This is a genomic window from Streptomyces griseicoloratus, from assembly GCF_014534645.1.
Taxonomy (GTDB): domain Bacteria; phylum Actinomycetota; class Actinomycetes; order Streptomycetales; family Streptomycetaceae; genus Streptomyces; species Streptomyces griseicoloratus.
The window spans coordinates 65,759-90,278 of sequence record NZ_JACVQF010000233.1; the positions used below are offsets into that span (position 1 = coordinate 65,759).

A 24,520-nucleotide genomic window follows, 5' to 3' on the forward strand; every position below is an offset into this window, starting at 1 on the left:
GTCAGTCCTCGTCGGAACCGGAGCCGCCGGCGTCCGAGTCGCCGTCGGAGTCGTCGGAGTCGTCGGAGTCGTCGGAGTTGCCGGTGTCGTCGGAGCGGTCGGCCGTGACCTTGCCCGTCTTCGGGTCCACCCGCCAGTCCTGCTCGCCGTCGCCGGGTGTGTGCGTCTCCACCTCCCAGCCCTTGGACCGGCCGTCCTCGTCCAGCTCCACGGACGTCACCGTGCCCTTGCCCGCCACCGCCCGCGCGGCCTCGGCGGCGTCGACGGACGTGCCCTTCAGGGCGGCCCGGACCTCGGCGGTGTCGTCGTCGTCCTCCGTGTGGGAGCCGAGCACCTTGCCGGTGCCGGGGTCGATCCGGACGCTGTGCCAGGTGCCGTCGCCGGCGAGGACGTCGACCTCCCAGACCGCCCGGTCGCCGTCATCGTCATCGTCGTCCAGTTCGGCGGAGACCACCGTGCCCGGCGCGGTCCGCAGGGCCGAGGCGATGGCGTCGGCGGCGGTCACGTCGGCGGAGCGGGCCGGGGCCGCGGCGTCGTCCCCGTCGTCGTCGGCGGCGACCGTCCGTACGCCGCCGTCGTCCGGCACCCGGACGTCCGACTGCCGTGCCGTGCCCGCGTCATCGTCCCCCGTGGTCGCCAGCGCCGTCGCCGTGCCGCCTCCGATCAGCGCGGCGGCGGCGAGTGCGGCGATCACGATGTTGCGCTTCATGCGAGTTCCTCCCGGGTCGTTTCGGTTTCGACGCACTCACTGTCGCCGACCGACGCTGAGGCCGAGCTGAAGCCGCCTGAAGGGATCTTCAGGTTGCTTTTGCGATCCTTTACCCATGCGCCTGTTGATCGTGGAGGACGAAAAGCGGCTGGCCCTCTCGCTCGCGAAGGGCCTGACCGCCGAGGGGTACGCCGTGGACGTCGTCCACGACGGGCGGGAGGGACTGCACCGGGCCGGCGAGGGCACCTACGACCTCGTCATCCTGGACATCATGCTGCCCGGCCTCAACGGCTACCGCGTCTGCGCCGCCCTGCGCGCCGCCGGGCACGACGTGCCGATCCTCATGCTCACCGCCAAGGACGGCGAGTACGACGAGGCCGAGGGCCTCGACACGGGCGCGGACGACTACCTCACGAAGCCGTTCTCCTACGTCGTCCTCGTCGCCCGCGTCAAGGCGCTGCTGCGGCGCCGGGCCCAGGGAGCGGGCGCCTCGCCCGTGCACGTGCACGGGGACCTGAAGGTCGACACCGCCGCCCGCCGGGTCTTCCTCGGCGAGAGCGAAGTCACCCTCACGGCCAAGGAGTTCGCCGTGCTGGAGCAGCTGGTGGTGCGCGCCGGGCAGGTGGTCTCCAAGGCCGACATCCTGGAGCACGTCTGGGACTTCGCCTACGACGGCGACCCGAACATCGTCGAGGTGTACGTCAGCGCCCTGCGCCGCAAGCTGCGCGCCGGGCTCATCCGGACCGTGCGCGGCGCCGGTTACCGCCTGGAGGCCGGACGGTGAGCCGTCTGTTCGGCTCCGTCCGGGCCCGGGCGACGCTCGCCGCGACCCTCGTGGTCGCCGTGGCCCTCGTCGCCGCCGGGACCGCCGTCCTGCTGTCCCTGCGCTCGAACCTGCTGGGCGAGGCCGGCACCGCGGCGGAACGCTCCGCCCGGGAGATCGCCGCCGAACTCGCCGTCGGGACGCCGTACGACCAGCTCACGCTGGACGTCGACGACCGGCCGGTGCAGGTCGTCGACGAGGACGGCCGCCTGGTCGCGGCCAGCGAGGACCTGGAGCGGATCAGCGGCACCGGCGTCGACGCGGTGCGCCCGCAGCCGGCCGCCACCGGCGAGCGCGACGACGACGGGGACGACGATGACGACTCGGGTGAGTCGCTCGAACCCGGCGAGATCGGCGGGCTGGCCCGCGTCGGCGACGGCTCGGCGACGATCGACGGGGACACGGAGGACTACCGGTTCGCCGGCGTACCCGTCGAGACCCGGGACGAGGGCCGGCTCACCGTGTACGCCGGGGCTCCGCTGTCCGCCGAGCACGGGGCCGTGAACACCGCGCTGACCGTCATGCTGATCGGATTCCCGCTGCTGCTCGCGGTCGTCGCGGGCGTGACCTGGCTGGTCACCCGGCGCGCGCTGCGCCCGGTGGAGGGCATCCGCCGGGAGATGGCCGCGATCACGGCCTCCGAGGACCTCGCGCGCCGCGTGCCCGTGCCGGCCACCCGGGACGAGGTGGCCCGGCTGGCACTGACCACCAACGAGACGCTGGCCGCCCTGGAGACCTCCGTGGAGCGGCAGCGGCGGTTCGTCGCCGACGCCTCCCACGAGCTGCGCAGCCCGATCGCCTCGCTGCGCACCCAGTTGGAGGTGGCCGCGGCCCATCCGGAACTGCTGGACCTGGAGGGCGCCGTCGAGGACACCGTACGGCTGCAGCGGCTCGCCGCCGACCTGCTGCTGCTCGCCCGGCTGGACGCGGGGGAGCGGCCCGCCGACGCCCGGGTCGACCTCGCCGGCCTCGCGCGGCAGGAGGCCGCGGGCAGGTCCGGGGTGAGCGTGCGGGCCGGGGACGGCGTGGAGGTGGCCGGGTCGCGCGGGCAGCTGGGGCGGGTGCTGGCCAATCTGCTCGACAACGCCCAGCGGCATGCCCGCTCGGCGGTGGAGGTGTCCGTGCGGCGCGAGGGCGACCAGGCCGTGGTCGGGGTGGCCGACGACGGGGAGGGCGTGCCGGCGGCCGACCGGGAGCGGATCTTCGAGCGGTTCGTCCGGCTCGACGCCGCCCGCAGCCGCGACGACGGCGGGGCCGGGCTGGGGCTCGCCATCGCCCGTGACGTCGCCGCCCGGCACGGCGGCACGCTCACGGTCCGTGACGCGCCGGCAGGCGGGGCCCTGTTCGAGCTCCGCCTGCCGTGTGCCTAGACCCGGGGCCGGGCCGGGGGAGCGGGGGTCAGGGACGTCCGCGCTGGCCCCGCAGGTGCTCCGCGATGGGCTTGAGGGCCCTGTCGAGTTCCGCCATGGCCTCGGGGGACAGCAGGTCGATGAAGTGCCTGCGCACCGATGCCACGTGGTGCGGCGCGACCTTCCGCATCGTCTCCATGCCGTGCTCGGTGAGGACGGCGTAGAGCCCGCGGCGGTCGGACTCGCAGTTCTCCCGCCGGACCAGGTTCGCGTTCTCCATGCGCGTGATCTGGTGCGAGAGGCGGCTCTTGGACTGCAGGGTGGCGGAGGCGAGGTCGCTCATCCGCATTCTGACGTCCTCGGACTCGGAGAGGTTCACCAGGATCTCGTAGTCGTTCATTGTCAGGCCGAACGGCTGCAGGTCTTTTTCGAGCTGGTAGGTCAACAGCCTGTTGACCTCCAGGTGGGTGCGCCAAGCACACTGCTCCGCATCGGTCAGCCAGCGCGTGGCCGTCTCGGTCTCCATGAATGAAGTCTACCTAAGAAGTTGAAAGGCGAACTAGTGAGGGTGGTGTGACGGTGACGGTGCGCACGCGTTCGATGTCACACTCCGCAGGTTACCGCTCACAGCCCGAAGCGGCGCTGGAGGTCTCCGAGCTGTCCGGGAAGCCCCGGTACCCCGGACCGCCCGCCCGGCACGCCGTGCCCCCCGCCGCCGGGCACGCCCGCCTGCTGCGGAGGAGTCCCCGTGTCGTGCTCGGGCATCAGCGCCTCGCTCGACTGCAGCAGCACCGTTCCCGCCCCCACGAACTCGAACTGGTGCTCCTCGCCGGAAGCCCCGCCGAGGCCCGTCATCGCACGTAGACCGCCCAGTACACCGGTCATGTACCCGTGGTCGTAGTGATGGCACGGCGACGGGCAGTCGGCCCAGCCGACGAGTGCCTGCGGGTCCACCCGGACCGGGGGTTCCATGAACACCACCGGACCGTTTGACGCGGCCACGAACTTTCCGGTTCCGATCAGGGTCAGAAAACCCGGCACGATCGACTGCTTGAGGGCGAGACTTGGCTGAAAAGCGAGCAAGTTGCCCGAGCGAATGGTCAGATTGCCGTCGTCCAGGTCGTACGAGTTCACGTCGAAGGCCCGGTCGGCGAGGAGCATCTTGCCCGAGCCCTCCGCCACGACCCAGTCGCTCGCGTGCAGTGGCGAATGGAAGGCCGTGCGCACCAGCCGGTCCAGCCGGCCGTGCCCGATCCCGTTGAACTCGATCGTCCCGTAGTAGGCGATCATCTTCCCCTTCTGCAGGAACCACTGGCTCCCCTTGAGCTCCACGCAGAAGGTGTAGGGGTTGACGTTGTCGTCGGACGGCAGCGTCATCGGGTCGTGGGCGGTGCTCACAGCTTCTCCTCCGAGGCCTGGACGTACACCGTGCCGCTGCCGCTGAGCTCCAGCTGGAACGCCTCGCCGGAACCGCGGCCCACCATGTCCCGCCAGCCCAGCGCCGTGGACAGCTTGTTGCGCACGTCACCGTGGTGGGCGACGTAGGCCTGCGGGTCGACGTGCACCGGGCGCCCGGGCGTGATGGGGACCTCGAACACGCCGCCGTGGGCCATCACGGCCACCGCTCCCTGGCCGCTGAGGCTCGTCGTGAACAGGCCCTGACCGCTGACCTGGCCGCGCACCATGCCCATGACGCCGCCCTGCGAGCCCAGGAACACCGTCGACTGCTGCAGCGTGCCCTCGAAGGCGAGGAGCCGGTCCGCCTCCACGTAGAGGGTGTCGCCGGAGAGGTTGATCACCTGTACGTGGTGGCCCCCGTGCCCGAACAGGACCGTGCCGCTGCCCTCCACGGTCATCAGCGGCGTGTCCTCGTTCGCGACCCGGCGGCCGATCATCGACATGACCCCGCCCCGGCCGCCGGTCAGGTTGGGGGTGAAGGACACCTCGCCCCGGTAGGCGAGCATCGCGCCGCGCTGGCTGAACAGCCGCTGCCCGGGAGTCACGGTCGCCTCGACCATCTTGGGGTTGATCTCACGGAAGGCCATCTCAGACGTCCCCCGCGATGGTGTTCCGCTCGCTCGGCTGCACGTACACCAGCCCGTCCCCCTCGAACCGGATCTGGAACGCCTCCCCGCCGCCCTCGCCGTACAGCGTGCGGAACGTCACGCCCGACTGGAAGGACTGCCGCAGGTTCCCCTGGTGGGCGACGTACGCCCCCGGGTCGACGGTCAGCGGGTACTGGGCGCTGACCCGCAGCACCACCGCCGGCCCGTCCGACATGATCGCCGCCTGCCCGTGCCCTTCCAGGGTCGTGGTGAACAGCCCGTTGCCCTGGGCGGCACCGCGTGCCCCGGTGAACGTGGTTCCCGTCCGCAGCCCGGCGTCGGCCGCCAGGAAGTTGCTCGACTCGACGTACAGCTTGTCCCCCTGGAGAGCCACGAGGTTGATCTCCGAGGCGCGGTCCGCGAACCAGCAGGTCCCGTGCCCCTTCACCTCCATCACGGTCATCTGCTCACCGGTGAGCCGCCGGGTCACCATGCCCCGGATGCCCTCACCGCCGCCGCTCAGCTTCTTGAAGGCCATCTCCCCGTCGTACGCGACCATCGAGCCGTTCTTCGCCTTCACGGCATCCCCGGTCATGTCGACGGCGAGCACCTTGCTTCCCTGAAGTCGGAACATCGCCACAAATGCGAAGGTAGCCGCCAGGTGCCCCCGCCGACAGGGTCCGCGGGTGCGGACACCCCCTGGAGGCCCCCGGCCGGCCGCACGCCCCCCGACCCCCTCCGCCCGGCGCGTCGAGGGGTTTGCCACAATGGACGGGCGCTTGTGCGCGCGTTCACAAACCGTCGGATCATCAGATCGCCGGCGTCCCACCCGTCTCTCCCACCGAAGGTGACCCGTGGACCTCAAGACCGCCACCGCCCTCCGCCGCCTCCGCCTGGTCTCGGGCCCCGAGGCGATCTCGTTCCTCCTGCTGCTCGTCTGCTCCGTACTGAAGCGGACCACGGACTTCAACGCGGTGCCGGTCATGGGCATGGTCCACGGTGTCCTCTTCGTGCTGTACGTGATCTTCTGGGCCGACGCCTGGAACCGCGCCAAGTGGCCGCTGAAGACCGCCGCCCTCTACTTCGTCCTCTCGGTCCTGCCGACCGGCGGCTTCTTCGCCGACCGCAGGCTCAAGCGCGAGGCCGAGAACGCGGTCATCGCCTCCCGCGCCCGCCAGGAAGGGGTCGTGAACGCATGATCGTCGCCTTCTCCGTGACGCCCCTGGGCGTCGGCGAGGACGTCGGGGAGTACGTGGCCGACGCGGTCCGGGTGGTCCGCGAGTCCGGCCTGCCCAACCGCACCGACGCGATGTTCACGTCCGTCGAGGGCGAGTGGGACGAGGTCATGGACGTCGTCAGGCGGGCCGTCGCCGCGGTCGAGGCACGGGCGCCGCGCGTGTCCCTGGTCCTCAAGGCGGACATCCGCCCCGGCGTGACGGACGGCCTCACGTCCAAGGTCGAGACGGTGGAGCGGCACCTCGCCGGGTAGCCGTCGCGGCCCGTCCGCGGTCCCCGGGGGCCGAGCCCCGCGGGGGCCGCGGACCGAAGTGCGAGACGGGGCTGACTGCCATATGACCGGCCGGTAAGGTCTGATGACGTGCCGAAGCCGCTCAGTCTCTCCTTCGATCCCATCGCCCGCGCCGACGAACACTGGAAGCAGCGGTGGGGCGGCGTGCCGTCCATGGCCGCCATCACCTCGATCATGCGGGCCCACCAGATCCTGCTGGCCGAGGTCGACGCCGTGGTCAAGCCGTACGGGCTGACCTTCGCGCGCTACGAGGCGCTGGTGCTGCTCACCTTCTCCAAGTCGGGCGAGCTGCCGATGTCCAAGATCGGCGAACGGCTCATGGTGCACCCCACCTCCGTCACGAACACCGTGGACCGGCTGGTGAAGTCCGGCCTGGTGTCCCGGCGCCCCAACCCCAACGACGGGCGCGGCACGCTCGCCACCATCACCGACAAGGGCCGCGAGGTGGTCGAGGAGGCCACCCGCGACCTCATGGCGATGGACTTCGGCCTGGGCGTGTACGACGCCGAGGAGTGCGGCGAGATCTTCGCGATGCTGAGGCCGCTGCGGGTGGCCGCGGGGGACTTCACCGAGGAGTGACCGGGCGGCGCGCCGCGTCCGACCCGCACGAAGATCACGCGAATGGGGTCGTTACGCTCGTACGCATGAAAAAGAGCGTGCTGACCCGCTACCGGGTCATGGCGTACGTCACCGGCGTGCTGCTGATCCTGCTGTGCCTCGGCATGATCGGCAAGTATCTGCTCGACATGAACGGTGCCGACGACTTCACCCGCGTCGTGAGCATCGCGCACGGCTGGCTCTACGTCATCTACCTGGTCTTCGCCTTCGACCTGGGTGCCAAGGCGAAGTGGCCGGTCAAGAAGCAGCTCTGGGTGCTGATCGCCGGGACCATCCCGACCGCCGCGTTCTTCGTGGAGCGCAAGGTCAGCCAGGAGCTGGACCGCAAGGTCGCGCAGGCCGCGCCCGCGACCGCCAAGGCGTAGCCGGACCGCCGTACGACACCCGTACGGCGGTCTCCCATCGACATTTACTTGGACGTCCTAGTAAATTCGAGGGTATGGACGCTGACGCCATAGAGGAGGGCCGCCGTCGCTGGCAGGCCCGGTACGACGCCGCGCGCAAGCGCGACGCAGACTTCACCACGCTCTCCGGCGATCCCGTGGAGCCGGTGTACGGGCCCCGGCCCGGCGACGGGTACGAGGGTTTCGAGCGGATCGGCTGGCCGGGGGAGTACCCCTTCACCCGCGGGCTGTATCCGACCGGCTACCGAGGGCGTACGTGGACCATCCGGCAGTTCGCCGGGTTCGGGAACGCCGAGCAGACCAACGAGCGCTACAAGATGATCCTCCGCAACGGCGGGGGCGGGCTGTCGGTCGCCTTCGACATGCCGACGCTGATGGGCCGCGACTCCGACGACCCGCGCTCGCTCGGCGAGGTCGGGCACTGCGGGGTGGCCATCGACTCGGCGGCCGACATGGAGGTGCTGTTCAAGGACATCCCGCTCGGGGACGTCACCACCTCGATGACCATCAGCGGGCCGGCGGTCCCCGTGTTCTGCATGTACCTCGTCGCCGCCGAGCGGCAGGGTGTCGACCACTCCGTGCTCAACGGCACCCTCCAGACGGACATCTTCAAGGAGTACATCGCCCAGAAGGAGTGGCTCTTCCAGCCCGAGCCGCACCTGCGCCTGATCGGCGACCTGATGGAGTACTGCGCGGCCGGCATCCCCGCCTACAAGCCGCTGTCGGTCTCCGGCTACCACATCCGCGAGGCCGGGGCGACGGCCGCGCAGGAGCTGGCGTACACGCTGGCGGACGGCTTTGGGTACGTGGAGCTGGGGCTGTCGCGCGGGCTGGACGTCGACGTCTTCGCCCCCGGACTGTCCTTCTTCTTCGACGCGCACGTCGACTTCTTCGAGGAGATCGCCAAGTTCCGCGCGGCCCGGCGCATCTGGGCCCGCTGGATGCGGGACGTGTACGGGGCGAAGAGCGAGAAGGCGCAGTGGCTGCGCTTCCACACGCAGACCGCCGGCGTCTCGCTCACCGCCCAGCAGCCCTACAACAACGTCGTGCGTACGGCCGTGGAGGCGCTGGCCGCCGTGCTCGGCGGGACCAACTCCCTGCACACCAACGCCCTGGACGAGACCCTCGCCCTGCCCAGTGAGCAGGCGGCGGAGATCGCCCTGCGGACCCAGCAGGTGCTGATGGAGGAGACGGGCGTCGCCAACGTCGCCGATCCGCTGGGCGGCTCCTGGTTCGTCGAGCAGCTCACCGACCGGATCGAGGCGGACGCGGAGAAGATCTTCGACCGGATCAAGGAGCGGGGCCTGCGGGCCCACCCGGACGGGCAGCACCCCATCGGCCCGATGACCTCCGGGATCCTGCGCGGGATAGAGGACGGCTGGTTCACCGGCGAGATCGCCGAGTCCGCCTTCCGCTACCAGCAGGCGCTGGAGAAGGGCGACAAGAAGGTCGTCGGCGTCAACGTCCACACCGGCTCCGTCACCGGCGACCTGGAGATCCTGCGGGTCAGCCACGAGGTGGAGCGCGAGCAGGTGCGCGTGCTGGGTGAGCGCAGGGCCGCCCGCGACGACGCGGCCGTACGGGCCGCGCTGGACGGCATGCTGGCCGCGGCCCGCTCCGGCGGCAACATGATCGAGCCGATGCTGGAGGCCGTACGGGCCGAGGCGACCCTGGGCGAGATCTGCGGGGCGCTGCGCGACGAGTGGGGGGTGTACACCGAGCCCGCCGGTTTCTGACCGGCGCCGGTCATGCGGCGGACGCCAGCCCGTGCAGCAGCACCCTGGTGAAGCCGCGCACCCATTCCTCGTCGGCCGGTTCGGCGCTGACCAGGGTGCGGTGCACCACCGCACCCGCCACCACGTCGAAGATGAGGTCCGCGGTGCGCGCCGCCTCGGCGGGATCCGTCTCGGGCGGCAGCTCACCGCGGGCCTGGGCCCGGGCCCGGCCCTCCACCACGAGCCGTTTCTGGCGGTCGACGATCGAGGCGCGGATGCGTTCGCGCAGGGCGTCGTCGCGGGTGGACTCGGCGACCACCGCCATCAGGCCGCTCTTGGCCTCGGGGCGGGCCAGGATCGCCGCGAACTGCAGGACGACTCCCTCGATGTCGGCGGCGAGCGTGCCGCGGTCGGGGAGGCGGAGCTGGTCGAAGAGCTCGGCGACCGCGTCGACCACCAGCTCGTTCTTGCCCGACCAGCGGCGATAGAGGGTCGTCTTGGCAACCCCGGCGCGCATCGCGACGTCTCCCAGGGTGAGCTTCGACCAGCCCAGGTCCACCAGGGCCTCCCGCGTCGCGGCCAGGATCGCGGTGTCCGCCGCGGCGCTGCGGGGGCGCCCGGCACGGCCGGCGGGGGTGCTGCTCTGCATCCCTCGACCATATCGGGCGGTTCCTGTGAGGCCGTGAGGGAGATCACCAGGGTGCGGGGTCCCCGCGGCGGCCGATGGCATTACGCTACGAGTCGTAGCGAAAGCATGCTCGCGGGCGTGCCCGAGCGACGACCACCGGCGCGGGTGGGGACCCGGCGCCGAACACCGGCCGAACATCACACGGCAGGACGGGCTTTCACACCCATTTTCACGGACGCGCGCAGTACGGGGGAGGATAGACGCATGCAGCCACGGAACATGTCCATGAGCGGAGTCGTCGACCTCGCCGCGGTGAAGGCGGCCCAGGAGGCCAAGGCCAAGGCGGAGCAGGCGCGCGCCCAGGCCGCCCGGGAGGGCGGCGGCGGAGCCGTCTCGCCCGCCGATCTCGTCATCGACGTCGACGAGGCGGGCTTCGAGAGCGAGGTCCTTCAGCGGTCCACCGAGGTCCCGGTCGTCATCGACTTCTGGGCCGAGTGGTGCCAGCCCTGCAAGCAGTTGAGCCCGGTTCTGGAGCGGCTGGCCGTCGAGTACAACGGGCGTTTCCTCCTCGCCAAGATCGACGTCGACGCCAACCAGATGCTGATGCAGCAGTTCGGGGTCCAGGGGATCCCGGCCGTGTTCGCGGTGGTGGCCGGGCAGGCGCTGCCGCTGTTCCAGGGCGCGGCCGGAGAGGCGCAGATCCGGCAGACCCTGGACCAGTTGGTGCAGGTGGCCGAGCAGCGTTTCGGTCTGACCGGTCTGACCGTCGACCCCGACGCGGAGCCGGGCGCCGCCCGGGCCGCCGCGCCCGAGCGTCCGGCCGGGCCGCACGACGCGGCGCTGGAGGCCGCCGTCCAGGCGCTGGACGCGGGCGATCTGTCCGGTGCCGTCCAGGCCTACAAGAACGTGCTGAGCGAGGACCCGGGCAACACGGAGGCCAAACTGGGCCTGGCCCAGGCCGAGTTGCTGCAGCGCGTGCAGAACGCCGACCCGCAGCGGGTCCGCCAGGAGGCGGCCGACAAGCCGGGCGACGCGCAGGCCCAGATCGCCGCCGCCGACCTGGATCTGGTGGGCGGTCACGTGGACGACGCCTTCGGGCGCCTCATCGACACGGTGCGCCGTACGGCCGGCGACGACCGGGACGCCGTACGGGTGCGGCTGCTGGAGCTGTTCGAGGTCGTCGGGGCCGACGACCCGCGGGTGGTCGCGGCCCGCAGGGCGCTCGCGCGCGCCCTGTTCTGAGCGGTTCCGGGCCCGGCTCCGGCGCGGATCCGGGCCCGTGTCCCAGGGCGGCGGCCGGCCGCCCGGCCGGGTGATGCCCGTGTGAAGGAGTTGCCGAGGCGACGCCAGTGCGGCCGCGCTTTGCCAAATCTTGGCAATCGCGGCCGCTGTTACTGCCAGTAAGTCAGAGGCGTCGTTCTGTCGGAATCTGTCCGGCGAACAACAGTTTTGTTCCTCCCCCGTGAGACACCCAGCGTCGCCGTCCGGGACCGGTGTGTCGTTCCGCGGTTATCCGGCCGTTACTAGCCAGTAACGAACCCCCTTGTGCGGGCGGCGAGAATGCACCACGATCGGCGACGCTCGGTCCATTCCCGTACCCCGACAGCCAATCGGGCCGCGGGACTTCCTGGGTCCCCACCGAGCAGGGCCGGCGGCAGTGGCGCCGGCTCTTGGGCAGGGGGGTCTTCACCCACCCGGTGAAGCCTGTCCAGCAGGGTTGTGCGTGATGCGTGTCAGGCGCGACCAGTGGTTGTCGCTCGGGGGTGATCGCCGGTGATTCGGGCGCGTTGTGCGCGCCGCCGAGTGCGGGCGCTCTCCTTCCCGAGGACGTAGCACTTCTCCCATCCCTGCCCGGCCGAGCCGCCGATCCGGGGGCGGGCCGAGGCCAGGAGATGTACGTCCGAGAAGGAGGAAATATGGAGTCCCAGGTGCGTGGCGGGACCAGATGGAAGCGGTTCGCTGTGGTCATGGTGCCCAGCGTGGCCGCGACGGCCGCGATAGGCGTCGCGCTGGCGCAGGGCGCGCTCGCCGCGTCGTTCAGTGTCTCCGGCCAGTCGTTCAAGGTGACGACCGACCGGCTCGACGGCACGGGCTTCGTCCAGTACGGCGCGATCGACGAGGGCTACACGCTCGACGGCAAGAAGACGGCTCACCCCGTCGCCGTGTCGGCGTTCAAGTCCGCGACGATCAAGAACCTGTGCCAGTCCGTGGTCACCCCGGACATCCCGCTCATCGGCAGCGTCAGCCTCATGCTGAAGGCGGGCGGCGGCAGCACCCCGGTCCAGGCCGAGAACCTGTACATCGACGTCGAGGACCTCAGCGCCGACGCCACGTTCCGCGGCATCGACATCGGCGTCGCCGCGAAGGACGCGGCCAAGGGGCCCGGCATCAAGAAGGGCGACACGGCGAATCCGTACGGGTTCGCGCAGCAGGCCGACTCGGTCACCCTGACCGACGTGAAGCAGACGGCCTGGGCGACCACCGCCGGAACCTTCAAGCTCAGCGGCCTGAAGATGTCGCTGGCCAAGGGTGTCAAGGAGTGCTACTAAGCACTCGCTGACGGGCGGGGGAGCCGACGGCGCCCCCGCCCGTCCCCTCTCCGGCCGCGCCTTCACGCGCGGCCCACATCTCCACCACAGCAACGCCGTACCAGGGAGCTGTTTTCCATGAGCGCCGAGACTCCTGCCGCACCCGGCCAGTTCACCCGCCGGAGGCTGCAGTTCCGTGCCTGGCGAGGCGCGCGGCCGTTCTGGGCCGGCCTGTTCGTCATGCTCGGCGGACTCCCCATCGCCTACTTCCCGTACGCGAATCTCCAGATCGGCCACCTGACGCTGGCGATGGCCACCACCGCGGGCGCCGGGTCACTGATCATCGGCGTGCTGCTGGTCGTCCTGGGCGTCAGCCTGTGGTTCCAGAAGCACGTCCGGGTCTTCGCGGGCGTGGCGGCGATCCTGCTGGCGCTGGTGTCCATCCCCGTGTCCAACCTCGGCGGCTTCCTCATCGGTTTCCTGTTCGCGCTGATCGGCGGAGCGATGGCCGTGGCGTGGGCGCCCGGTGCGCCGCCGAAGGCCGGGCCGGAGGTGGAGGGCCCCCGGGGAGCGGGCGGCGCCCCCGAGGGCGTGGACCCCGGCACCCCGGTGCCCGACGTCCCGGTTCCCCAGCCGCGGGAGCGGACGGACGAGCCGAACGATCTGTCAGGAACGAGCCCGGCCAACGGGGCGAACGGGAGGCACAGTGCCGGCTGACGAGGTGACCCGCGGGCCTGACGTGGAGACGTCCCGTGTGAGAACCGGGCCGCGCCACGCGGCACCCAAGAAGCCGTTGTTCACCAGGTTCCACATGCCGGCCGGGAAGGCGATAGCCCTGGCGGCGATGCCGACGGCCGTCCTCATGGGGATGGGGTTCACGCCGACGCTGGCCATCGCCGACGGCAACGACGGGACGACGCCGTCGTCGAAGAGCCTGACGGCCGACGAGTACAAGGACTGCGTGGCGGCCCTGGAGGACGCCGAGAACGGTTCGTCCGAGTCCGGGTCCCCCGACCCCTCGCCCTCGGCGACACAGGGGCAGACCGGCGACCAGGCCGACGCGGACGAGCCGGACCCCTCCGCCTCCTCCGAGGGCACGGACAACGGCACGGACACGGGCACGGGTTCCTCCTCTTCGCCGGATTCAGGTTCCGACGACGAGACCGAGCCTGCCCCCGACCCCTCCGCGTCGGCCGGCAAGGAGGCGCAGAGCGGCACGGACGGGGCGTCCGGCGGCAGCACCGCGACGGCGTCCCCGTCGCCGTCCGAGAGCGGCGGCGGCCTGCTGGAGGAGATCGGCGACGCCGTCGAGGGCATCCTCACCGGCGGCAAGAGCGCCGAGGAGAGCCCGAGCCCCACGCCGACGCCGTCGGCATCGGCGTCCGAAAGCCCCTCCGCGGACCCGGCCGGGAAGGCCGCCGGCACGGTGGACGACACCGTTAAGGACGCCACCGACGCGGCGTCCGAGGCGGCCCGCGACACCGGCGAGACGGTGGAGAGGGCGGCGGAGGCGACCAAGGAGGCCACCGAGGAGGCGACGGAGGTGGCCGGGGAGGCCACCGAAGCGCCGGGCCCCGACGCGTCCGAGAGCGCCGGTGTGGACCCGGAGGACTGCCCGGTCGCCACGGACGCCGAGGGCGGCGTCGACAACGCCGTGCCGCTGCCGGACGATCCCTGGTACCTGGACGCCAGTTCGCTGCTGCTGAAGGGCGCCTCGTACAAGGGCATCGTCGAGGTGAAGACGGCCAGCGGCACCACCAAGAAGGTGCTGAAGTACGTCATTTCGGACGGCACCGACATCGGTGACCTGCACCAGACGGTGAAGGACCCGCAGTCCGGCAAGACCTACCACGTGCAGGCGGCCGAGGGCTCGACGTCCACGATCCGCGACGGCGACACGGTGATGTACACCGAGAGCATCTCGGGCAACCTGCTCGGGCTGATCCCCATCACCTTCGACCCGGAGCACCCGCCGCCGCTGGACATCCCGCTGATCTACTTCACGAAGGTGAAGGTCGTGCAGGCCGGCCAGTTCGGCGGCACCCTGCACGTGCCGGGGCTGCACCAGTACATCACCGACTGAGGCCCGCCACAGACCCGTTCGGGAGCCGCACAAGGACTGAGGGCGCCCCCTGTGTCGCAGGGGGCGCCCTCAGTGCCGTACGAGAGCCTTCCGGGCCTCAGCGGGCCTCGCCCAGGTGGTGCACCCGCACCATGTTGGTGGTGCCGGGCACGCCGGGCGGCGAGCCGGCCGTGATCACGACGGTGTCGCCGGCGTTGAAGCGGTTCAGCTTCACCAGCTCCTGGTCCACCAGGTCGACCATCTCGTCGGTCGAGTTCACGAACGGCACGACGTGCGGCTCCACGCCCCAGCTCAGCGTGAGCTGGTTGCGGGTGGACTCGTCCGTGGTGAAGGCCAGGATCGGCTGGATGGCGCGGTAGCGGGAGAGCCGGCGGGCGGTGTCGCCGGACTGGGTGAAGGCCACCAGGCCCTTGCCGCCGAGGAAGTCGGCGATCTCGGCGGCGGCACGGGCCACCGAACCGCCCTGCGTGCGCGGCTTCTTGCCCGGCACCAGCGGCTGCAGGCCCTTGGACAGCAGCTCCTGCTCGGCCGCGGTGACGATCTTCGACATCGTCTTGACGGTCTCGATCGGGTACGCGCCCACGCTCGACTCGGCGGACAGCATGACCGCGTCGGCGCCGTCCAGGATCGCGTTGGCCACGTCGGAGGCCTCGGCTCGGGTCGGACGGGAGTTGGTGATCATCGACTCCATCATCTGGGTCGCCACGATCACCGGCTTGGCGTTGCGACGGCACAGCTCGATCAGGCGCTTCTGCACCATGGGGACCTTTTCGAGCGGGTACTCGACGGCCAGGTCGCCGCGGGCGACCATCACGCCGTCGAACGCCATCACGACGTCCTCCATGTTCTCGACCGCCTGCGGCTTCTCCACCTTGGCGATCACGGGGACGCGGCGGCCCTCCTCGTCCATGACGCGGTGCACGTCCTGGATGTCCTTGGCGTCACGGACGAAGGACAGGGCGACGAGGTCGCAGCCCATGCGCAGCGCGAACCGCAGGTCCTCGACGTCCTTCTCGGACAGCGCGGGCACGTTCACCGCGGCGCCGGGCAGGTTGATGCCCTTGTGGTCGGAGATGACGCCGCCCTCGATGACGATCGTCCTCACCCGGGGGCCCTCGACCTCGGTGACCTTCAGCTCGACGTTGCCGTCGTTGATGAGCACCTGGTCGCCCTTGGCGACGTCGCCGGGCAGGCCCTTGTACGTCGTGCCGCAGATCGTCTTGTCGCCCGGCACGTCCTCGGTGGTGATGGTGAACTCGTCACCGCGCACCAGCTCGACCGGGCCTTCGGCGAAGGTCTCCAGGCGGATCTTCGGGCCCTGCAGGTCGGCGAGGACACCGACGGCCCGGCCGGCCTCCTTGGCGGCGGCCCGGACGCGGTCGTACCGCCCCTGGTGCTCGGCGTGGGTGCCGTGGCTGAAGTTGAAGCGGGCCACGTTCATACCGGCTTCGATCAGCGCGACAAGCTGCTCGTGGGAGTCGACCGCGGGGCCGAGAGTACAGACGATTTTCGAACGGCGCATGGGGCGATCCTATCGGTTTGTTTCGCTGCGGAATATTCCGTCTGGCGGAAGATACAAATGGGCGCCTCGGTGCTCACACGTGAATTTCTCAGTCGCCCTCGCTGCCCATTCCGTCCTTTCCGACCAGAGCGTACGTCTGTGTGGCGATCTCCATTTCCTCGTCCGTCGGCACCACGGCCACCGCCACCCGCGCGCCGGCCGGCGAGATCAGCCGCGCCTCGTCGCCGCGTACGGCGTTCAGCTCGCCGTCGACCGCCAGTCCGAGCCCCTCCAGGCCCGCCACGGCAGCTTCCCGCACCGGCGCCGAGTTCTCGCCGACCCCGGCCGTGAAGGCGACCGCGTCCACCCTTCCGAGCACCGCGCAATAGGCGCCGATGTACTTCTTCAACCGGTGAATGTAGATGTCGAAGGCCAGCCGGGCCCGCTCGTCACCCTCGTCGATACGGCGGCGGATCTCCCGCATGTCGTTGTCCCCGCACAGCCCGATCAGACCACTCCTGTTGTTGAGAAGAGTGTCGATCTCGTCGGCGGACATTCCGCCAACACGCATCAAATGGAAGATGACGGCCGGGTCCATGTCTCCCGAGCGCGTACCCATCACCAGCCCCTCCAAAGGCGTCAGCCCCATGGAGGTGTCCACGCAGCGACCACCGCGTACGGCCGAGGCGGACGCCCCGTTGCCGAGGTGCAGCACGATGACGTTGACGTCCTCGGGGGCCTTGCCCAGCAGCTTCGCCGTCGCCCGGGAGACGTAGGCGTGCGAGGTGCCGTGGAAGCCGTAGCGCCGGATGCGGTGGGCGTCGGCGGTCTCCACGTCGATCGCGTAGCGGGCGGCGGACTCCGGCATCGTCGTGTGGAAGGCGGTGTCGAAGACGGCGACCTGCGGCAGGTCCGGGCGCAGCGCCTGCGCGGTGCGGATGCCGGTGAGGTTGGCCGGGTTGTGCAGCGGGGCGACCGGGATCAGCCGCTCGATCTCGGCGAGCACGGCGTCGTCGATGACCGTCGGCTCGGTGAAGTGCTTGCCGCCGTGCACCACCCGGTGCCCGATCGCGGCCAGGTCGGGCGAGTCCAGGCCGCGGCCGTCCTTGGCCAGCTCCGCCGCCACGGCCTTCAGGGCGGCTTCGTGGTCGGGGACCGCCCCGCTCCACTCGCGGGCCTCGCCGCCCTGCGGGGTGTGCTTGAGCCGCGAGGTCTCCTCACCGATCCGCTCGACGAGGCCCACCGCCAGCCGGCTGCCGTCGCTCATGTCGAGGAGCTGGTACTTCACCGACGAGGAGCCGGAGTTGAGGACGAGGACACGGGTGGGGCTCACTGGGCGGACGCCTTCTCGCTGGGGGACTGCTGGGCCTGGATCGCCGTGATGGCGACGGTGTTGACGATGTCCTGGACGAGCGCGCCCCGGGACAGGTCGTTGACCGGCTTGCGCAGGCCCTGGAGCACCGGGCCGACGGCGATGGCGCCGGCCGAGCGCTGGACGGCCTTGTAGGTGTTGTTGCCGGTGTTGAGGTCGGGGAAGATCAGCACGGTCGCCTGGCCGGCCACCTCCGAGCCGGGCAGCTTGGTCGCGGCGACCGACGGCTCGACGGCGGCGTCGTACTGGATCGGGCCCTCGGTCTTCAGGTCGGGCCGGCGCGAGCGGACCAGCTCGGTCGCCTCGCGCACCTTCTCGACGTCCGCGCCCGAGCCGGACGTGCCGGTCGAGTACGACAGCATCGCGATCCGCGGCTCCACGCCGAACTGCGCGGCCGTGGCCGCCGACTGGACCGCGATGTCGGCGAGCTGCTCGGCGTCCGGGTCGGGGTTGACCGCGCAGTCGCCGTAGACCAGGACCTTGTCGGCCAGGCACATGAAGAAGACGGAGGAGACGATGGACGCCTCCGGCTTCGTCTTGATGATCTCGAAGGCGGGCCGGATGGTCGCCGCCGTCGAGTGCACGGACCCCGACACCATCCCGTCGGCGAGACCTTCCTGCACCATCAGGGTGCCGAAGTAGTTCACGTCCGAGACGACGTCGTACGCCAGCTCCACGGTGACGCCCTTGTGGGCGCGCAGGGCGGCGTACTTCTCGGCGAAGGAGTCGCGCAGCTCGGAGACGGCCGGGTCGATGAGCTGCGAGCCGCCGAGGTCGATGCCGAGGTCGGCGGCCTTCTTGCGGATCTGCTCGACGGGACCCAGCAGCGTCAGCTCGCACACGCCCCGGCGCAGCAGCACCTCCGCCGCGTGCAGCACGCGCTCCTCGGTGCCCTCCGGCAGGACGACCCGGCGCAGGTCGGAGCGGGCCTGTTCGAGGAGCTTGTGCTCGAACATCATCGGCGTCACGCGGTCGCTGCTCGGCGCGGAGACGCGGCTCGCCAGGTCGGCGGTGTCGACGTACCGCTCGAAGACGCCGAGGGCGGTCTCCGCCTTGCGCGGGGTGGCCGCGTTCAGCTTGCCCTCCAGGGAGAACAGCTGCTCGGCGGTGGGGAAGCTGTTGCCGGGCACCGACAGCACGGGGGTGCCGGGGGCGAGCCGGGCGGCCAGCGTGAGGATGTCCTCGCCCGGCACCTCGTTCAGGGTGAGCAGCACGCCGGCTATCGGCGGGGTGCCGGCGCTGTGCGCGGCGAGGGTGCCGATGACCAGGTCGGCGCGGTCGCCGGGCGTGATCACCAGGCAGCCCGGGGTCAGCGCGCTCAGCAGGTTCGGCAGCATGGCCCCGCCGAAGACGAAGTCCAGCGCGTCCCGGGCGAGCCCGGAGTCGTCGCCGAGGATCACCTTGGCGCCCAGGGTGTGCGCGATCTGGGAGACGGTCGGCGCCGACAGCGCCGGCTCGTCGGGCACCACCCAGCACGGCACGGGCAGCCGGCCCGCGAGCCGCTCGGCGATCTCGTCCCGGTCCTTGCGGGCGACCCGGTTGGCGACCATGGCGAGGACGTCGCAGCCCAGACCGTCGTAGGCGCGGAAGGCGTTGCGGGTCTCGGCCAGCACGGACTCGGCGGCCTGCTTGCGCCCGCCGACCACGGGGATCACGGACGCGCCGAACTCGTTGGCGAGCCGTGCGTTCAGCGACAGCTCGTCGGGGAGCTGCGTGTCGGCGAAGTCGGTGCCGAGGACCAGGACGACGTCGTAGTCGCGGGCGACCAGGTGGAACCGGTCGACCAGGGCGGACACCAGCTCGTCCGTGCCCTGCTCGGCCTGGAGCGCGGACGCCTCCTGATAGTCCATGCCGTACACGGTCGCCGGGTCCTGGGTGAGCCGGTAGCGGGCGCGCAGCAGCTCGAAGAGGCGGTCGGGCCCGTCGTGGACCAGGGGACGGAAGACGCCGACCCGGTCGACCTGCCGGGTCAGGAGCTCCATGACCCCCAGCTCGACGACCTGGCGGCCGTCGCCGCGGTCGATACCGGTCACGTACACGCTGCGCGTCACGCGTGCTCTCCGTTTCGTCGCCGTCACAAAAATCGCCCACCGAGGTGAGCCGAACCCTCTTGACAATACCTCCGGCTGTAGATAAGGCGCCCGTCAATGTAGCGTCGGTATCGTGCCGTGGGACGTGGAAGAATCGACAGTGGCTCACCGGCGTCAACAGCGAGCAGGAGACACAGCACGATGCGTATCGGAGTTCTCACCGCAGGCGGCGACTGCCCCGGCCTGAACGCAGTGATCCGGTCGGTCGTGCACCGAGCGGTCGACAACTACGGCGACGAGGTCATCGGCTTCGAGGACGGGTACGCGGGCCTGCTGGACGGCCGTTACCGCAACCTCGACCTGAACGCGGTCAGCGGCATCCTGGCCCGGGGCGGCACCATCCTCGGATCCTCCCGCCTGGAGCGCGACCGGCTGCGCGAGGCCTGCGAGAACGCCGCCGACATCGCCCGCGACTTCGGCATCGACGCGCTGATCCCGATCGGCGGCGAGGGCACGCTGACGGCCGCCCGGATGCTGTCGGACGCGGGCCTGCCGGTGGTCGGCGTGCCGAAGACCATCGACAACGACATCTCCTCCACGGACCGCACCTTCGGCTTCGACACGGCGGTCGGCGTGGCGACCGAGGCGATGGACCGCCTGAAGACCACGGCCGAGTCCCACCAGCGCGTGATGGTCGTCGAGGTCATGGGCCGGCACGCCGGCTGGATCGCGCTGGAGTCGGGCATGGCGGCCGGCGCCCACGGCATCTGCCTGCCCGAGCGTCCGTTCGACCCCGCCGACCTGGTCAAGATGGTCGAGGAGCGGTTCGCCCGGGGCAAGAAGTTCGCCGTGGTCTGCGTCGCCGAGGGCGCCCACCCCGCCGAGGGCACGATGGACTACGGCAAGGGCGAGATCGACCAGTACGGCCACGAGCGCTTCCAGGGCATCGGCACCGCGCTGGCCTACGAGCTGGAGCGGCGGCTCGGCAAGGAGGCCAAGCCGGTCATCCTCGGCCACGTCCAGCGCGGCGGCACGCCGACCGCGTACGACAGGGTGCTCGCCACCCGCTTCGGCTGGCACGCGGTGGAGGCGGCGCACCGGGGCGAGTTCGGCCGGATGACCGCCCTGCGCGGCACGGACGTCGTCATGGTGCCGCTGGCGGAGGCGGTGACCGAGCTGAAGACGGTCCCGAAGGACCGGATGGACGAGGCCGAGTCGGTCTTCTGAGCCCGTCGGCCTACGGGCGCTTGTCGACCGCCGCCCAGAAGTGCTCCACGATCCGGTCGAGGAAGTCGCGGCCGGCCGCACTGGAGTCGCCGCTGCCGCCGCCCCAGCTGAGGGTGGCGGCCATGTGCCCCTGGTAGTCCTGGTGCAGCTCCTGCAGCACCTGCTCCAGGAGGCGCCGGTCCAGGGGGACGACCTTGGCGACCGGGCGGACGTAGCCCTGCCAGCGGGTGGTCACGGCACTCGACAGCAGGTCGGCGAGCTTCTCCTCGCGGCCGGTGACCGCGAGGAAGTCGGGCAGCGCGAGGCCGAGCACGTCGGCGAGCGCGGCCGACTGGCGGTCGGTGCCGCGCCAGCCGTCGGTCTCCTCCATCCGCAGATAGGCGCGGGGTTCGAGCCCCACCGCGCGGGCCACGTCCTCGGGCGCGAGCCCGCGGGCGACGCGGTGCTCGCGCAGGGTCCGCGGCCTGCCGATGAGCTCCCCGGGCGAGCACCACAGCACGCCCGCGAGGGCGGTGAGTTCGGGATTGGCGGGTGAGGCGACACCCCGTTCCCAGGCGACGACGAGATCCGGGGTGACGTACGCGAGCCCGTACGACACCCGCATGCCGTGGGCGACGTGCTCGGGCCCCATGCCGAGGGCGGCGCGGAGCCGGCGGGCGGCGAGGGCGTTGAACGGGGGGCCGGTGTGGTCGGGGCGGGGTGAGGGTCGGTGCACGGCCACAACGTAGGGGCGGCGGGCCGCGCTGACTACGGTCTGTTCAGCCAGGACCACGGATTGTACGAACGTACGGAATCGGTCACCACGCCGTCACCGACCGCCGTCATCCCTTCACCGCCCCGCCGAGCGCGAAGCCGCCGCCCAGCCGCCGGGAGATCAGCACGTAGAGCAGGATGACCGGGGTCGAGTACACGATCGAGAACGCGGCGAGCTGCCCGTAGGCCACCATCCCCCGGTTGCCGAAGAACTCGTTGATGCTCACCGCCGCCGGCATTTGGTCCGGCGTGAGCAGCAGCATGAAGGGGACGAAGAAGTTCCCCCACATCATCACGAACGAGAACACCGTCACCACCGCCACCCCCGGCCCCATCAGCGGCAGCACGATCCGCAGCAGGGACTGGAGCGAGGACGCCCCGTCGGTCCACGCCGCCTCCTCCAGCTCCTTGGGCACGCCGTCCATGAAGTTCTTCATGAGCCAGATGGCGAAGGGGAGCTGGGAGGCGGCGAAGAAGAAGATCGTGCCCTGGAGGGTGTCGATCAGGTTCACCCGCACGAACAGGGCGTACACCGGCACCATGATCGCCGTGATCGGCAGGCTGGTCGCGAACAGGACGGTGAGCAGGAACGGCCGGTTCAGGCGGGAGCGGAAACGGGACAGCGGATACGCCGCGAGGGCCGCGCACACCACCGTCAGCAGGGTCGCCCCGCCGCACAGGACCAGGCTGTTCAGCAGCGGTGTGAAGGTGACGTCCTCGTTGAGGATCGCGTCGAAGTGCTCCAGCGTCAGGCCGTCGGGGGCCTTCACCCGGAGATCCGCCCTCGGGTCCAGCGCGGACAGCACCACCCAGGCCAGGGGCAGCACGAAGGCGGCGGCGGCCACCAGCAGCCCCGCGTCGGCGGCCAGGCGACGCCGGGTGCGGCGGGAGGAGGGAGTGCGGGCCATGTCCGTCAGACCTCCGTCCGCAGCAGGCGCAGGTACACGACCGAGAACAGCGAGCCGATCAGCAACAGCAGCAGCGCCACCGCCGTGCCGTAGCCGATCAGGCTGTTCTGGAAGGCCTGCTCGTACATGAACAGCGGCAGCGTCTGGCTCCTGCCACTCGGGCCGCCGCGCGTCATCACCCAGATCAGGCCGAAGACGGACAGCGTCTGGAGGGTGTTGAGCATCAGGTTGGTGGCGATGGAGCGGCGGATCATCGGCAGGGTGATGTGCCACATGCGGCGCCAGCCGCCGGCGCCGTCGACCTCCGCCGCCTCGGTGATCTCCTTCGGGATCTCGTTCAGCGCGGCCGAGTACACCAGCATCGAGAACGCCGTGCCCCGCCAGACGTTGGCGAAGGACACCGCCAGGATCGGGAGGGTGAACAGCCAGTTCTGCGAGGGCAGGTGCAGCCAGTCCAGGATGGCGTTCAGGGTGCCCTCGCGGCGGAAGAAGGCGTACAGCAGGAAGCCCGCCACCACCTCGGGCAGCACCCACGCCGTGACGACGATGCCGCCGGTCAGCGTGCGCACCGGCTTCGACGCGCGCTGCATCAGCGACGCCAGCGCCAGCCCCAGGGTGTTCTGCCCGACCAGCGACGACAGCACCGTGAACACCAGCGTCAGCCATACGGCGTTGAGGAACGCGTCGTCCTGGAAGGCCCGGCGGAAGTTGTCCAGGCCGACGAACGACTCCTCGGCCTGCCCCGTGAGCTGGAGGTCGGTGAAGGCGATGACGACGCAGTAGGCGATCGGCCCGGCGAGGAAGAGCAGCAGCAGGGCGACGGCGGGGGAGAGGGGGAGCGCGCGCAGCAGGGAGCGGCGTGCTGCGGCCGGTCCGTTCACTTGTCGACGACCTGGTTGTCGGTGGCCTCCCTGAGCGCGTCGTCGTAGCCGCGCGCCGCCTCCTGGACCGTCATGTCACCGGTCGTCACGCCCTCCATGGCCTCCTGGATGGCGACGGAGACCTTCGGGTACGCCGGGTAGGCGGGCCGGTAGTGGGTGCTGGCGACGAGGTCGGTGAAGAACTTGATGCCGGGCTGCGCCCGCACGTACGCGGGGTCGTTCGCGACGTCCTCGCGCACCGCGATGCCGGAGTTGGCGATGTACCACTTCTGGGCGTTCGCCTTGGTCTGCATCGTCTTGATGAACTCGAAGGCCAGGTCCGGGTTGGCCGCCTTGGCCGGGATCGCCCAGGTCCAGCCGCCGGACATGCTGACCTTGCCGGGCGCCTGCCCGTTCTGCGTGGGCATGTACGCGAGGCCCAGCTCCTTGGACCACTCGGGCCACTCGTGGCCGCTGCCCTCCAGCCAGTCCTGAGGCAGCCAGGAGCCGTCGAGGGCGATGCCGAGCTTGCCCTGCGGGAGCAGTTCACCGCGGACGGTGGTGCCGAAGTTGGGGTCGAGCGCGTCGGAGACCTCGGGGCCGAGTTTCTCCCTGTAGACCGTCTCGACGAAGGCGAGGGAGTCCTCGAAGCCCTGGCCGGCGGTGATCCACTTCTTGCTGTTCTTGTCGTAGAGCGGGTCCGTGGTCCCGTCGCCGGTGCCGTACAGCAGCATCTGGAAGCCCTGCATGGTGGCGGCCTCGCCGGCGGGCTTGCCGGTGTACACGTTCAGCGGCGTGACGCCCGGGACCTTCTCCTTGATGGTGCGGGCCGCGGAGAGCACGTCGTCCCAGGTCTTCGGCTGCCAGTCGGCGGGCAGGCCGGCCTTGGCGAAGACGTCCTTGCTGAACCACAGGCCGCGGGTGTCGGTGCCGTCCGGGACGCCGTACGTCTTGCCGTCCTCGCCCTTGGCCGCGGCCTTCGCCGTGTCGATGAACTGGTCCCAGTCCTTCCACTTGGCGAGGTAGGGATCGAGGGGCTTCAGATACCCGCTGGTGATGTCGGAGTTGATCAGGAAGGTGTCCTCGTAGACCAGGTCCGGCGCCGTCTTGGGGGAGCGGAGCATCTGCTGGACCTTGGTGTAGTACTCCGAGTCCGGGGCCTTGATGGGGACGAGCTCGACTTTCTTCCCCGGGTTGGCCTTCTCGAACTGCTTCTTGATGTCGGCGAGGTAGGTGTCCATCACCTTGATGGAGTTGTCCGTCGACTGCTTGAAGGAGACCTTCACCGTGTCCGGGTCGCTGCCGGAGCCGCTTCCGCAGGCGGCGAGGGTGGTGGAGGCGAGAGCGGTGAGAGTGACGAGAGCGCTGAGCCGGACGGTGGGGCGCACGGGCACGACCTCCTACGGACGCACTTCCTTGTGGCCGGGATGGCTGCCCGG

25 protein-coding genes are annotated in these 24,520 nt (G+C 70.8%); 12 read left to right on the forward strand and 13 right to left on the reverse strand.

Annotated elements, in window-relative coordinates:
- Position 1: 1 nt before the first annotated feature.
- A complete protein-coding gene (locus H0H10_RS34740; protein ID WP_188185174.1) occupies positions 2-709 on the reverse strand; it encodes a PepSY domain-containing protein in 708 nt (235 codons plus the stop codon).
- Between the two features lie 115 nt (positions 710-824).
- Here H0H10_RS34740 and H0H10_RS34745 point away from each other — a divergent pair, with 115 nt between their 5' ends.
- Together H0H10_RS34745 and H0H10_RS34750 are read left to right on the forward strand one after the other, a co-directional pair.
- Positions 825-1,493 carry a response regulator transcription factor gene (locus H0H10_RS34745; protein ID WP_188185175.1) on the forward strand — a complete coding sequence of 223 codons (669 nt, stop codon included), beginning with the start codon at positions 825-827 and terminating at the stop codon, positions 1,491-1,493.
- A complete protein-coding gene (locus H0H10_RS34750; protein WP_188185176.1) occupies positions 1,490-2,902 on the forward strand; it encodes a sensor histidine kinase in 1,413 nt (470 codons plus the stop codon). Before H0H10_RS34745 ends, H0H10_RS34750 begins: the two co-directional genes overlap by 4 nt.
- Positions 2,903-2,930: 28 nt before the next feature.
- Here H0H10_RS34750 and H0H10_RS34755 read toward each other — a convergent pair whose 3' ends face one another.
- The 4 genes from H0H10_RS34755 to H0H10_RS34770 all read right to left on the reverse strand — a co-directional run bounded on the left by H0H10_RS34755 (position 2,931) and on the right by H0H10_RS34770 (position 5,560).
- On the reverse strand, positions 2,931-3,407 hold the full coding sequence (locus tag H0H10_RS34755; RefSeq protein ID WP_188185177.1) for a MarR family winged helix-turn-helix transcriptional regulator: 477 nt from the start codon (positions 3,405-3,407) through the stop codon (positions 2,931-2,933).
- Positions 3,408-3,505: 98 nt separating this feature from the next.
- Positions 3,506-4,258: an AIM24 family protein gene (locus H0H10_RS34760; protein WP_188185208.1), complete on the reverse strand. Its 753-nt coding sequence runs from the start codon at positions 4,256-4,258 to the stop codon at positions 3,506-3,508.
- A 17-nt stretch (positions 4,259-4,275) separates the two neighbouring features.
- Positions 4,276-4,926 (reverse strand): AIM24 family protein, encoded by a 651-nt coding sequence (locus H0H10_RS34765; protein ID WP_188185178.1) that lies wholly within the window; start codon positions 4,924-4,926, stop codon positions 4,276-4,278.
- A 1-nt stretch (position 4,927) separates the two neighbouring features.
- Positions 4,928-5,560, reverse strand: coding sequence for an AIM24 family protein (locus tag H0H10_RS34770; RefSeq protein WP_188185179.1), 633 nt, complete (start codon positions 5,558-5,560; stop codon positions 4,928-4,930).
- A gap of 220 nt (positions 5,561-5,780) precedes the next feature.
- On the opposite strand from H0H10_RS34770, the gene H0H10_RS34775 reads away from it, so the two are divergent.
- The 5 genes from H0H10_RS34775 (at position 5,781) to icmA (ending at position 9,212) form a co-directional block, all read left to right on the forward strand.
- On the forward strand, positions 5,781-6,125 hold the full coding sequence (locus H0H10_RS34775; protein ID WP_188185180.1) for a DUF3817 domain-containing protein: 345 nt from the start codon (positions 5,781-5,783) through the stop codon (positions 6,123-6,125).
- Positions 6,122-6,415, forward strand: a complete 294-nt coding sequence (locus H0H10_RS34780; RefSeq protein WP_030187368.1) for an MTH1187 family thiamine-binding protein — start codon at positions 6,122-6,124, stop codon at positions 6,413-6,415. The genes H0H10_RS34775 and H0H10_RS34780 overlap by 4 nt, the downstream gene beginning before the upstream one ends.
- Before the next feature lie 108 nt (positions 6,416-6,523).
- Positions 6,524-7,033 carry a MarR family winged helix-turn-helix transcriptional regulator gene (locus H0H10_RS34785; RefSeq protein WP_188185181.1) on the forward strand — a complete coding sequence of 170 codons (510 nt, stop codon included), beginning with the start codon at positions 6,524-6,526 and terminating at the stop codon, positions 7,031-7,033.
- A gap of 65 nt (positions 7,034-7,098) precedes the next feature.
- On the forward strand, positions 7,099-7,437 hold the full coding sequence (locus H0H10_RS34790) for a DUF3817 domain-containing protein (RefSeq protein ID WP_188185182.1): 339 nt from the start codon (positions 7,099-7,101) through the stop codon (positions 7,435-7,437).
- Positions 7,438-7,511: 74 nt separating this feature from the next.
- Positions 7,512-9,212 (forward strand): coenzyme B12-dependent isobutyryl-CoA mutase large subunit, encoded by a 1,701-nt coding sequence (gene icmA / locus H0H10_RS34795; protein WP_188185183.1) that lies wholly within the window; start codon positions 7,512-7,514, stop codon positions 9,210-9,212.
- A 10-nt stretch (positions 9,213-9,222) separates the two neighbouring features.
- Here the strand turns inward: icmA and H0H10_RS34800 are convergent, their stop codons facing one another.
- The gene (locus tag H0H10_RS34800; RefSeq protein ID WP_188185184.1) at positions 9,223-9,840 is read right to left on the reverse strand and encodes a TetR/AcrR family transcriptional regulator; all 618 of its coding nucleotides are present in this window, start codon (positions 9,838-9,840) and stop codon (positions 9,223-9,225) included.
- A gap of 243 nt (positions 9,841-10,083) precedes the next feature.
- Here H0H10_RS34800 and H0H10_RS34805 point away from each other — a divergent pair, with 243 nt between their 5' ends.
- From H0H10_RS34805 to H0H10_RS34820, 4 genes are all read left to right on the forward strand, one after another.
- Complete coding sequence (locus tag H0H10_RS34805) at positions 10,084-11,061, forward strand: tetratricopeptide repeat protein (RefSeq protein ID WP_188185185.1); 978 nt, start codon at positions 10,084-10,086, stop codon at positions 11,059-11,061.
- Between the two features lie 674 nt (positions 11,062-11,735).
- The gene (locus tag H0H10_RS34810) at positions 11,736-12,368 is read left to right on the forward strand and encodes a DUF6230 family protein (RefSeq protein WP_188185186.1); all 633 of its coding nucleotides are present in this window, start codon (positions 11,736-11,738) and stop codon (positions 12,366-12,368) included.
- Between the two features lie 117 nt (positions 12,369-12,485).
- Positions 12,486-13,064 carry a DUF6114 domain-containing protein gene (locus H0H10_RS34815; protein ID WP_188185187.1) on the forward strand — a complete coding sequence of 193 codons (579 nt, stop codon included), beginning with the start codon at positions 12,486-12,488 and terminating at the stop codon, positions 13,062-13,064.
- Positions 13,054-14,430: a prolipoprotein diacylglyceryl transferase gene (locus H0H10_RS34820; RefSeq protein ID WP_188185188.1), complete on the forward strand. Its 1,377-nt coding sequence runs from the start codon at positions 13,054-13,056 to the stop codon at positions 14,428-14,430. The genes H0H10_RS34815 and H0H10_RS34820 overlap by 11 nt, the downstream gene beginning before the upstream one ends.
- A 97-nt stretch (positions 14,431-14,527) precedes the next feature.
- On the opposite strand, the gene pyk is transcribed toward H0H10_RS34820, so the two are convergent.
- From pyk to pta, 3 genes are all read right to left on the reverse strand, one after another.
- Positions 14,528-15,952: a pyruvate kinase gene (gene pyk / locus H0H10_RS34825; RefSeq protein ID WP_188185189.1), complete on the reverse strand. Its 1,425-nt coding sequence runs from the start codon at positions 15,950-15,952 to the stop codon at positions 14,528-14,530.
- An 88-nt stretch (positions 15,953-16,040) separates the two neighbouring features.
- Positions 16,041-17,264, reverse strand: a complete 1,224-nt coding sequence (locus H0H10_RS34830; protein ID WP_188185190.1) for an acetate kinase — start codon at positions 17,262-17,264, stop codon at positions 16,041-16,043.
- Positions 17,261-19,354 carry a phosphate acetyltransferase gene (gene pta, locus H0H10_RS34835; protein WP_188185191.1) on the reverse strand — a complete coding sequence of 698 codons (2,094 nt, stop codon included), beginning with the start codon at positions 19,352-19,354 and terminating at the stop codon, positions 17,261-17,263. Before pta ends, H0H10_RS34830 begins: the two co-directional genes overlap by 4 nt.
- A gap of 180 nt (positions 19,355-19,534) precedes the next feature.
- Here pta and H0H10_RS34840 point away from each other — a divergent pair, with 180 nt between their 5' ends.
- The gene (locus H0H10_RS34840; protein ID WP_188185192.1) at positions 19,535-20,560 is read left to right on the forward strand and encodes an ATP-dependent 6-phosphofructokinase; all 1,026 of its coding nucleotides are present in this window, start codon (positions 19,535-19,537) and stop codon (positions 20,558-20,560) included.
- Between the two features lie 10 nt (positions 20,561-20,570).
- Here H0H10_RS34840 and H0H10_RS34845 read toward each other — a convergent pair whose 3' ends face one another.
- From H0H10_RS34845 to H0H10_RS34860, 4 genes are all read right to left on the reverse strand, one after another.
- Positions 20,571-21,275 (reverse strand): helix-turn-helix domain-containing protein, encoded by a 705-nt coding sequence (locus H0H10_RS34845; RefSeq protein ID WP_188185193.1) that lies wholly within the window; start codon positions 21,273-21,275, stop codon positions 20,571-20,573.
- A gap of 106 nt (positions 21,276-21,381) precedes the next feature.
- Positions 21,382-22,221 carry a carbohydrate ABC transporter permease gene (locus H0H10_RS34850; RefSeq protein ID WP_188185194.1) on the reverse strand — a complete coding sequence of 280 codons (840 nt, stop codon included), beginning with the start codon at positions 22,219-22,221 and terminating at the stop codon, positions 21,382-21,384.
- A 5-nt stretch (positions 22,222-22,226) separates the two neighbouring features.
- A complete protein-coding gene (locus H0H10_RS34855; RefSeq protein WP_188185195.1) occupies positions 22,227-23,102 on the reverse strand; it encodes a carbohydrate ABC transporter permease in 876 nt (291 codons plus the stop codon).
- A complete protein-coding gene (locus tag H0H10_RS34860; RefSeq protein ID WP_188185196.1) occupies positions 23,099-24,469 on the reverse strand; it encodes an extracellular solute-binding protein in 1,371 nt (456 codons plus the stop codon). Before H0H10_RS34860 ends, H0H10_RS34855 begins: the two co-directional genes overlap by 4 nt.
- Between the last annotated feature and the right edge of the window lie 51 nt (positions 24,470-24,520).

Excerpts from the sequence above, each read along its gene's own strand:
- H0H10_RS34755 (WP_188185177.1), bottom strand. The coding sequence starts at position 3,407 with ATGGAGACCGAGACGGCCACGCGCTGGCTGACCGATGCGGAGCAGTGT.
- H0H10_RS34850 (WP_188185194.1), bottom strand. The coding sequence starts at position 22,221 with ATGGCCCGCACTCCCTCCTCCCGCCGCACCCGGCGTCGCCTGGCCGCC.
- H0H10_RS34745 (WP_188185175.1), top strand. The coding sequence starts at position 825 with ATGCGCCTGTTGATCGTGGAGGACGAAAAGCGGCTGGCCCTCTCGCTC.
- H0H10_RS34815 (WP_188185187.1), top strand. The coding sequence starts at position 12,486 with ATGAGCGCCGAGACTCCTGCCGCACCCGGCCAGTTCACCCGCCGGAGG.
- H0H10_RS34790 (WP_188185182.1), top strand. The coding sequence starts at position 7,099 with ATGAAAAAGAGCGTGCTGACCCGCTACCGGGTCATGGCGTACGTCACC.
- H0H10_RS34840 (WP_188185192.1), top strand. The coding sequence starts at position 19,535 with ATGCGTATCGGAGTTCTCACCGCAGGCGGCGACTGCCCCGGCCTGAAC.
- pyk (WP_188185189.1), bottom strand. The coding sequence starts at position 15,952 with ATGCGCCGTTCGAAAATCGTCTGTACTCTCGGCCCCGCGGTCGACTCC.
- H0H10_RS34740 (WP_188185174.1), bottom strand. The coding sequence starts at position 709 with ATGAAGCGCAACATCGTGATCGCCGCACTCGCCGCCGCCGCGCTGATC.
- H0H10_RS34765 (WP_188185178.1), bottom strand. The coding sequence starts at position 4,926 with ATGGCCTTCCGTGAGATCAACCCCAAGATGGTCGAGGCGACCGTGACT.
- H0H10_RS34800 (WP_188185184.1), bottom strand. The coding sequence starts at position 9,840 with ATGCAGAGCAGCACCCCCGCCGGCCGTGCCGGGCGCCCCCGCAGCGCC.
- H0H10_RS34760 (WP_188185208.1), bottom strand. The coding sequence starts at position 4,258 with ATGACGCTGCCGTCCGACGACAACGTCAACCCCTACACCTTCTGCGTG.
- H0H10_RS34805 (WP_188185185.1), top strand. The coding sequence starts at position 10,084 with ATGCAGCCACGGAACATGTCCATGAGCGGAGTCGTCGACCTCGCCGCG.
- H0H10_RS34770 (WP_188185179.1), bottom strand. The coding sequence starts at position 5,560 with ATGTTCCGACTTCAGGGAAGCAAGGTGCTCGCCGTCGACATGACCGGG.
- H0H10_RS34810 (WP_188185186.1), top strand. The coding sequence starts at position 11,736 with ATGGAGTCCCAGGTGCGTGGCGGGACCAGATGGAAGCGGTTCGCTGTG.
- H0H10_RS34780 (WP_030187368.1), top strand. The coding sequence starts at position 6,122 with ATGATCGTCGCCTTCTCCGTGACGCCCCTGGGCGTCGGCGAGGACGTC.
- icmA (WP_188185183.1), top strand. The coding sequence starts at position 7,512 with ATGGACGCTGACGCCATAGAGGAGGGCCGCCGTCGCTGGCAGGCCCGG.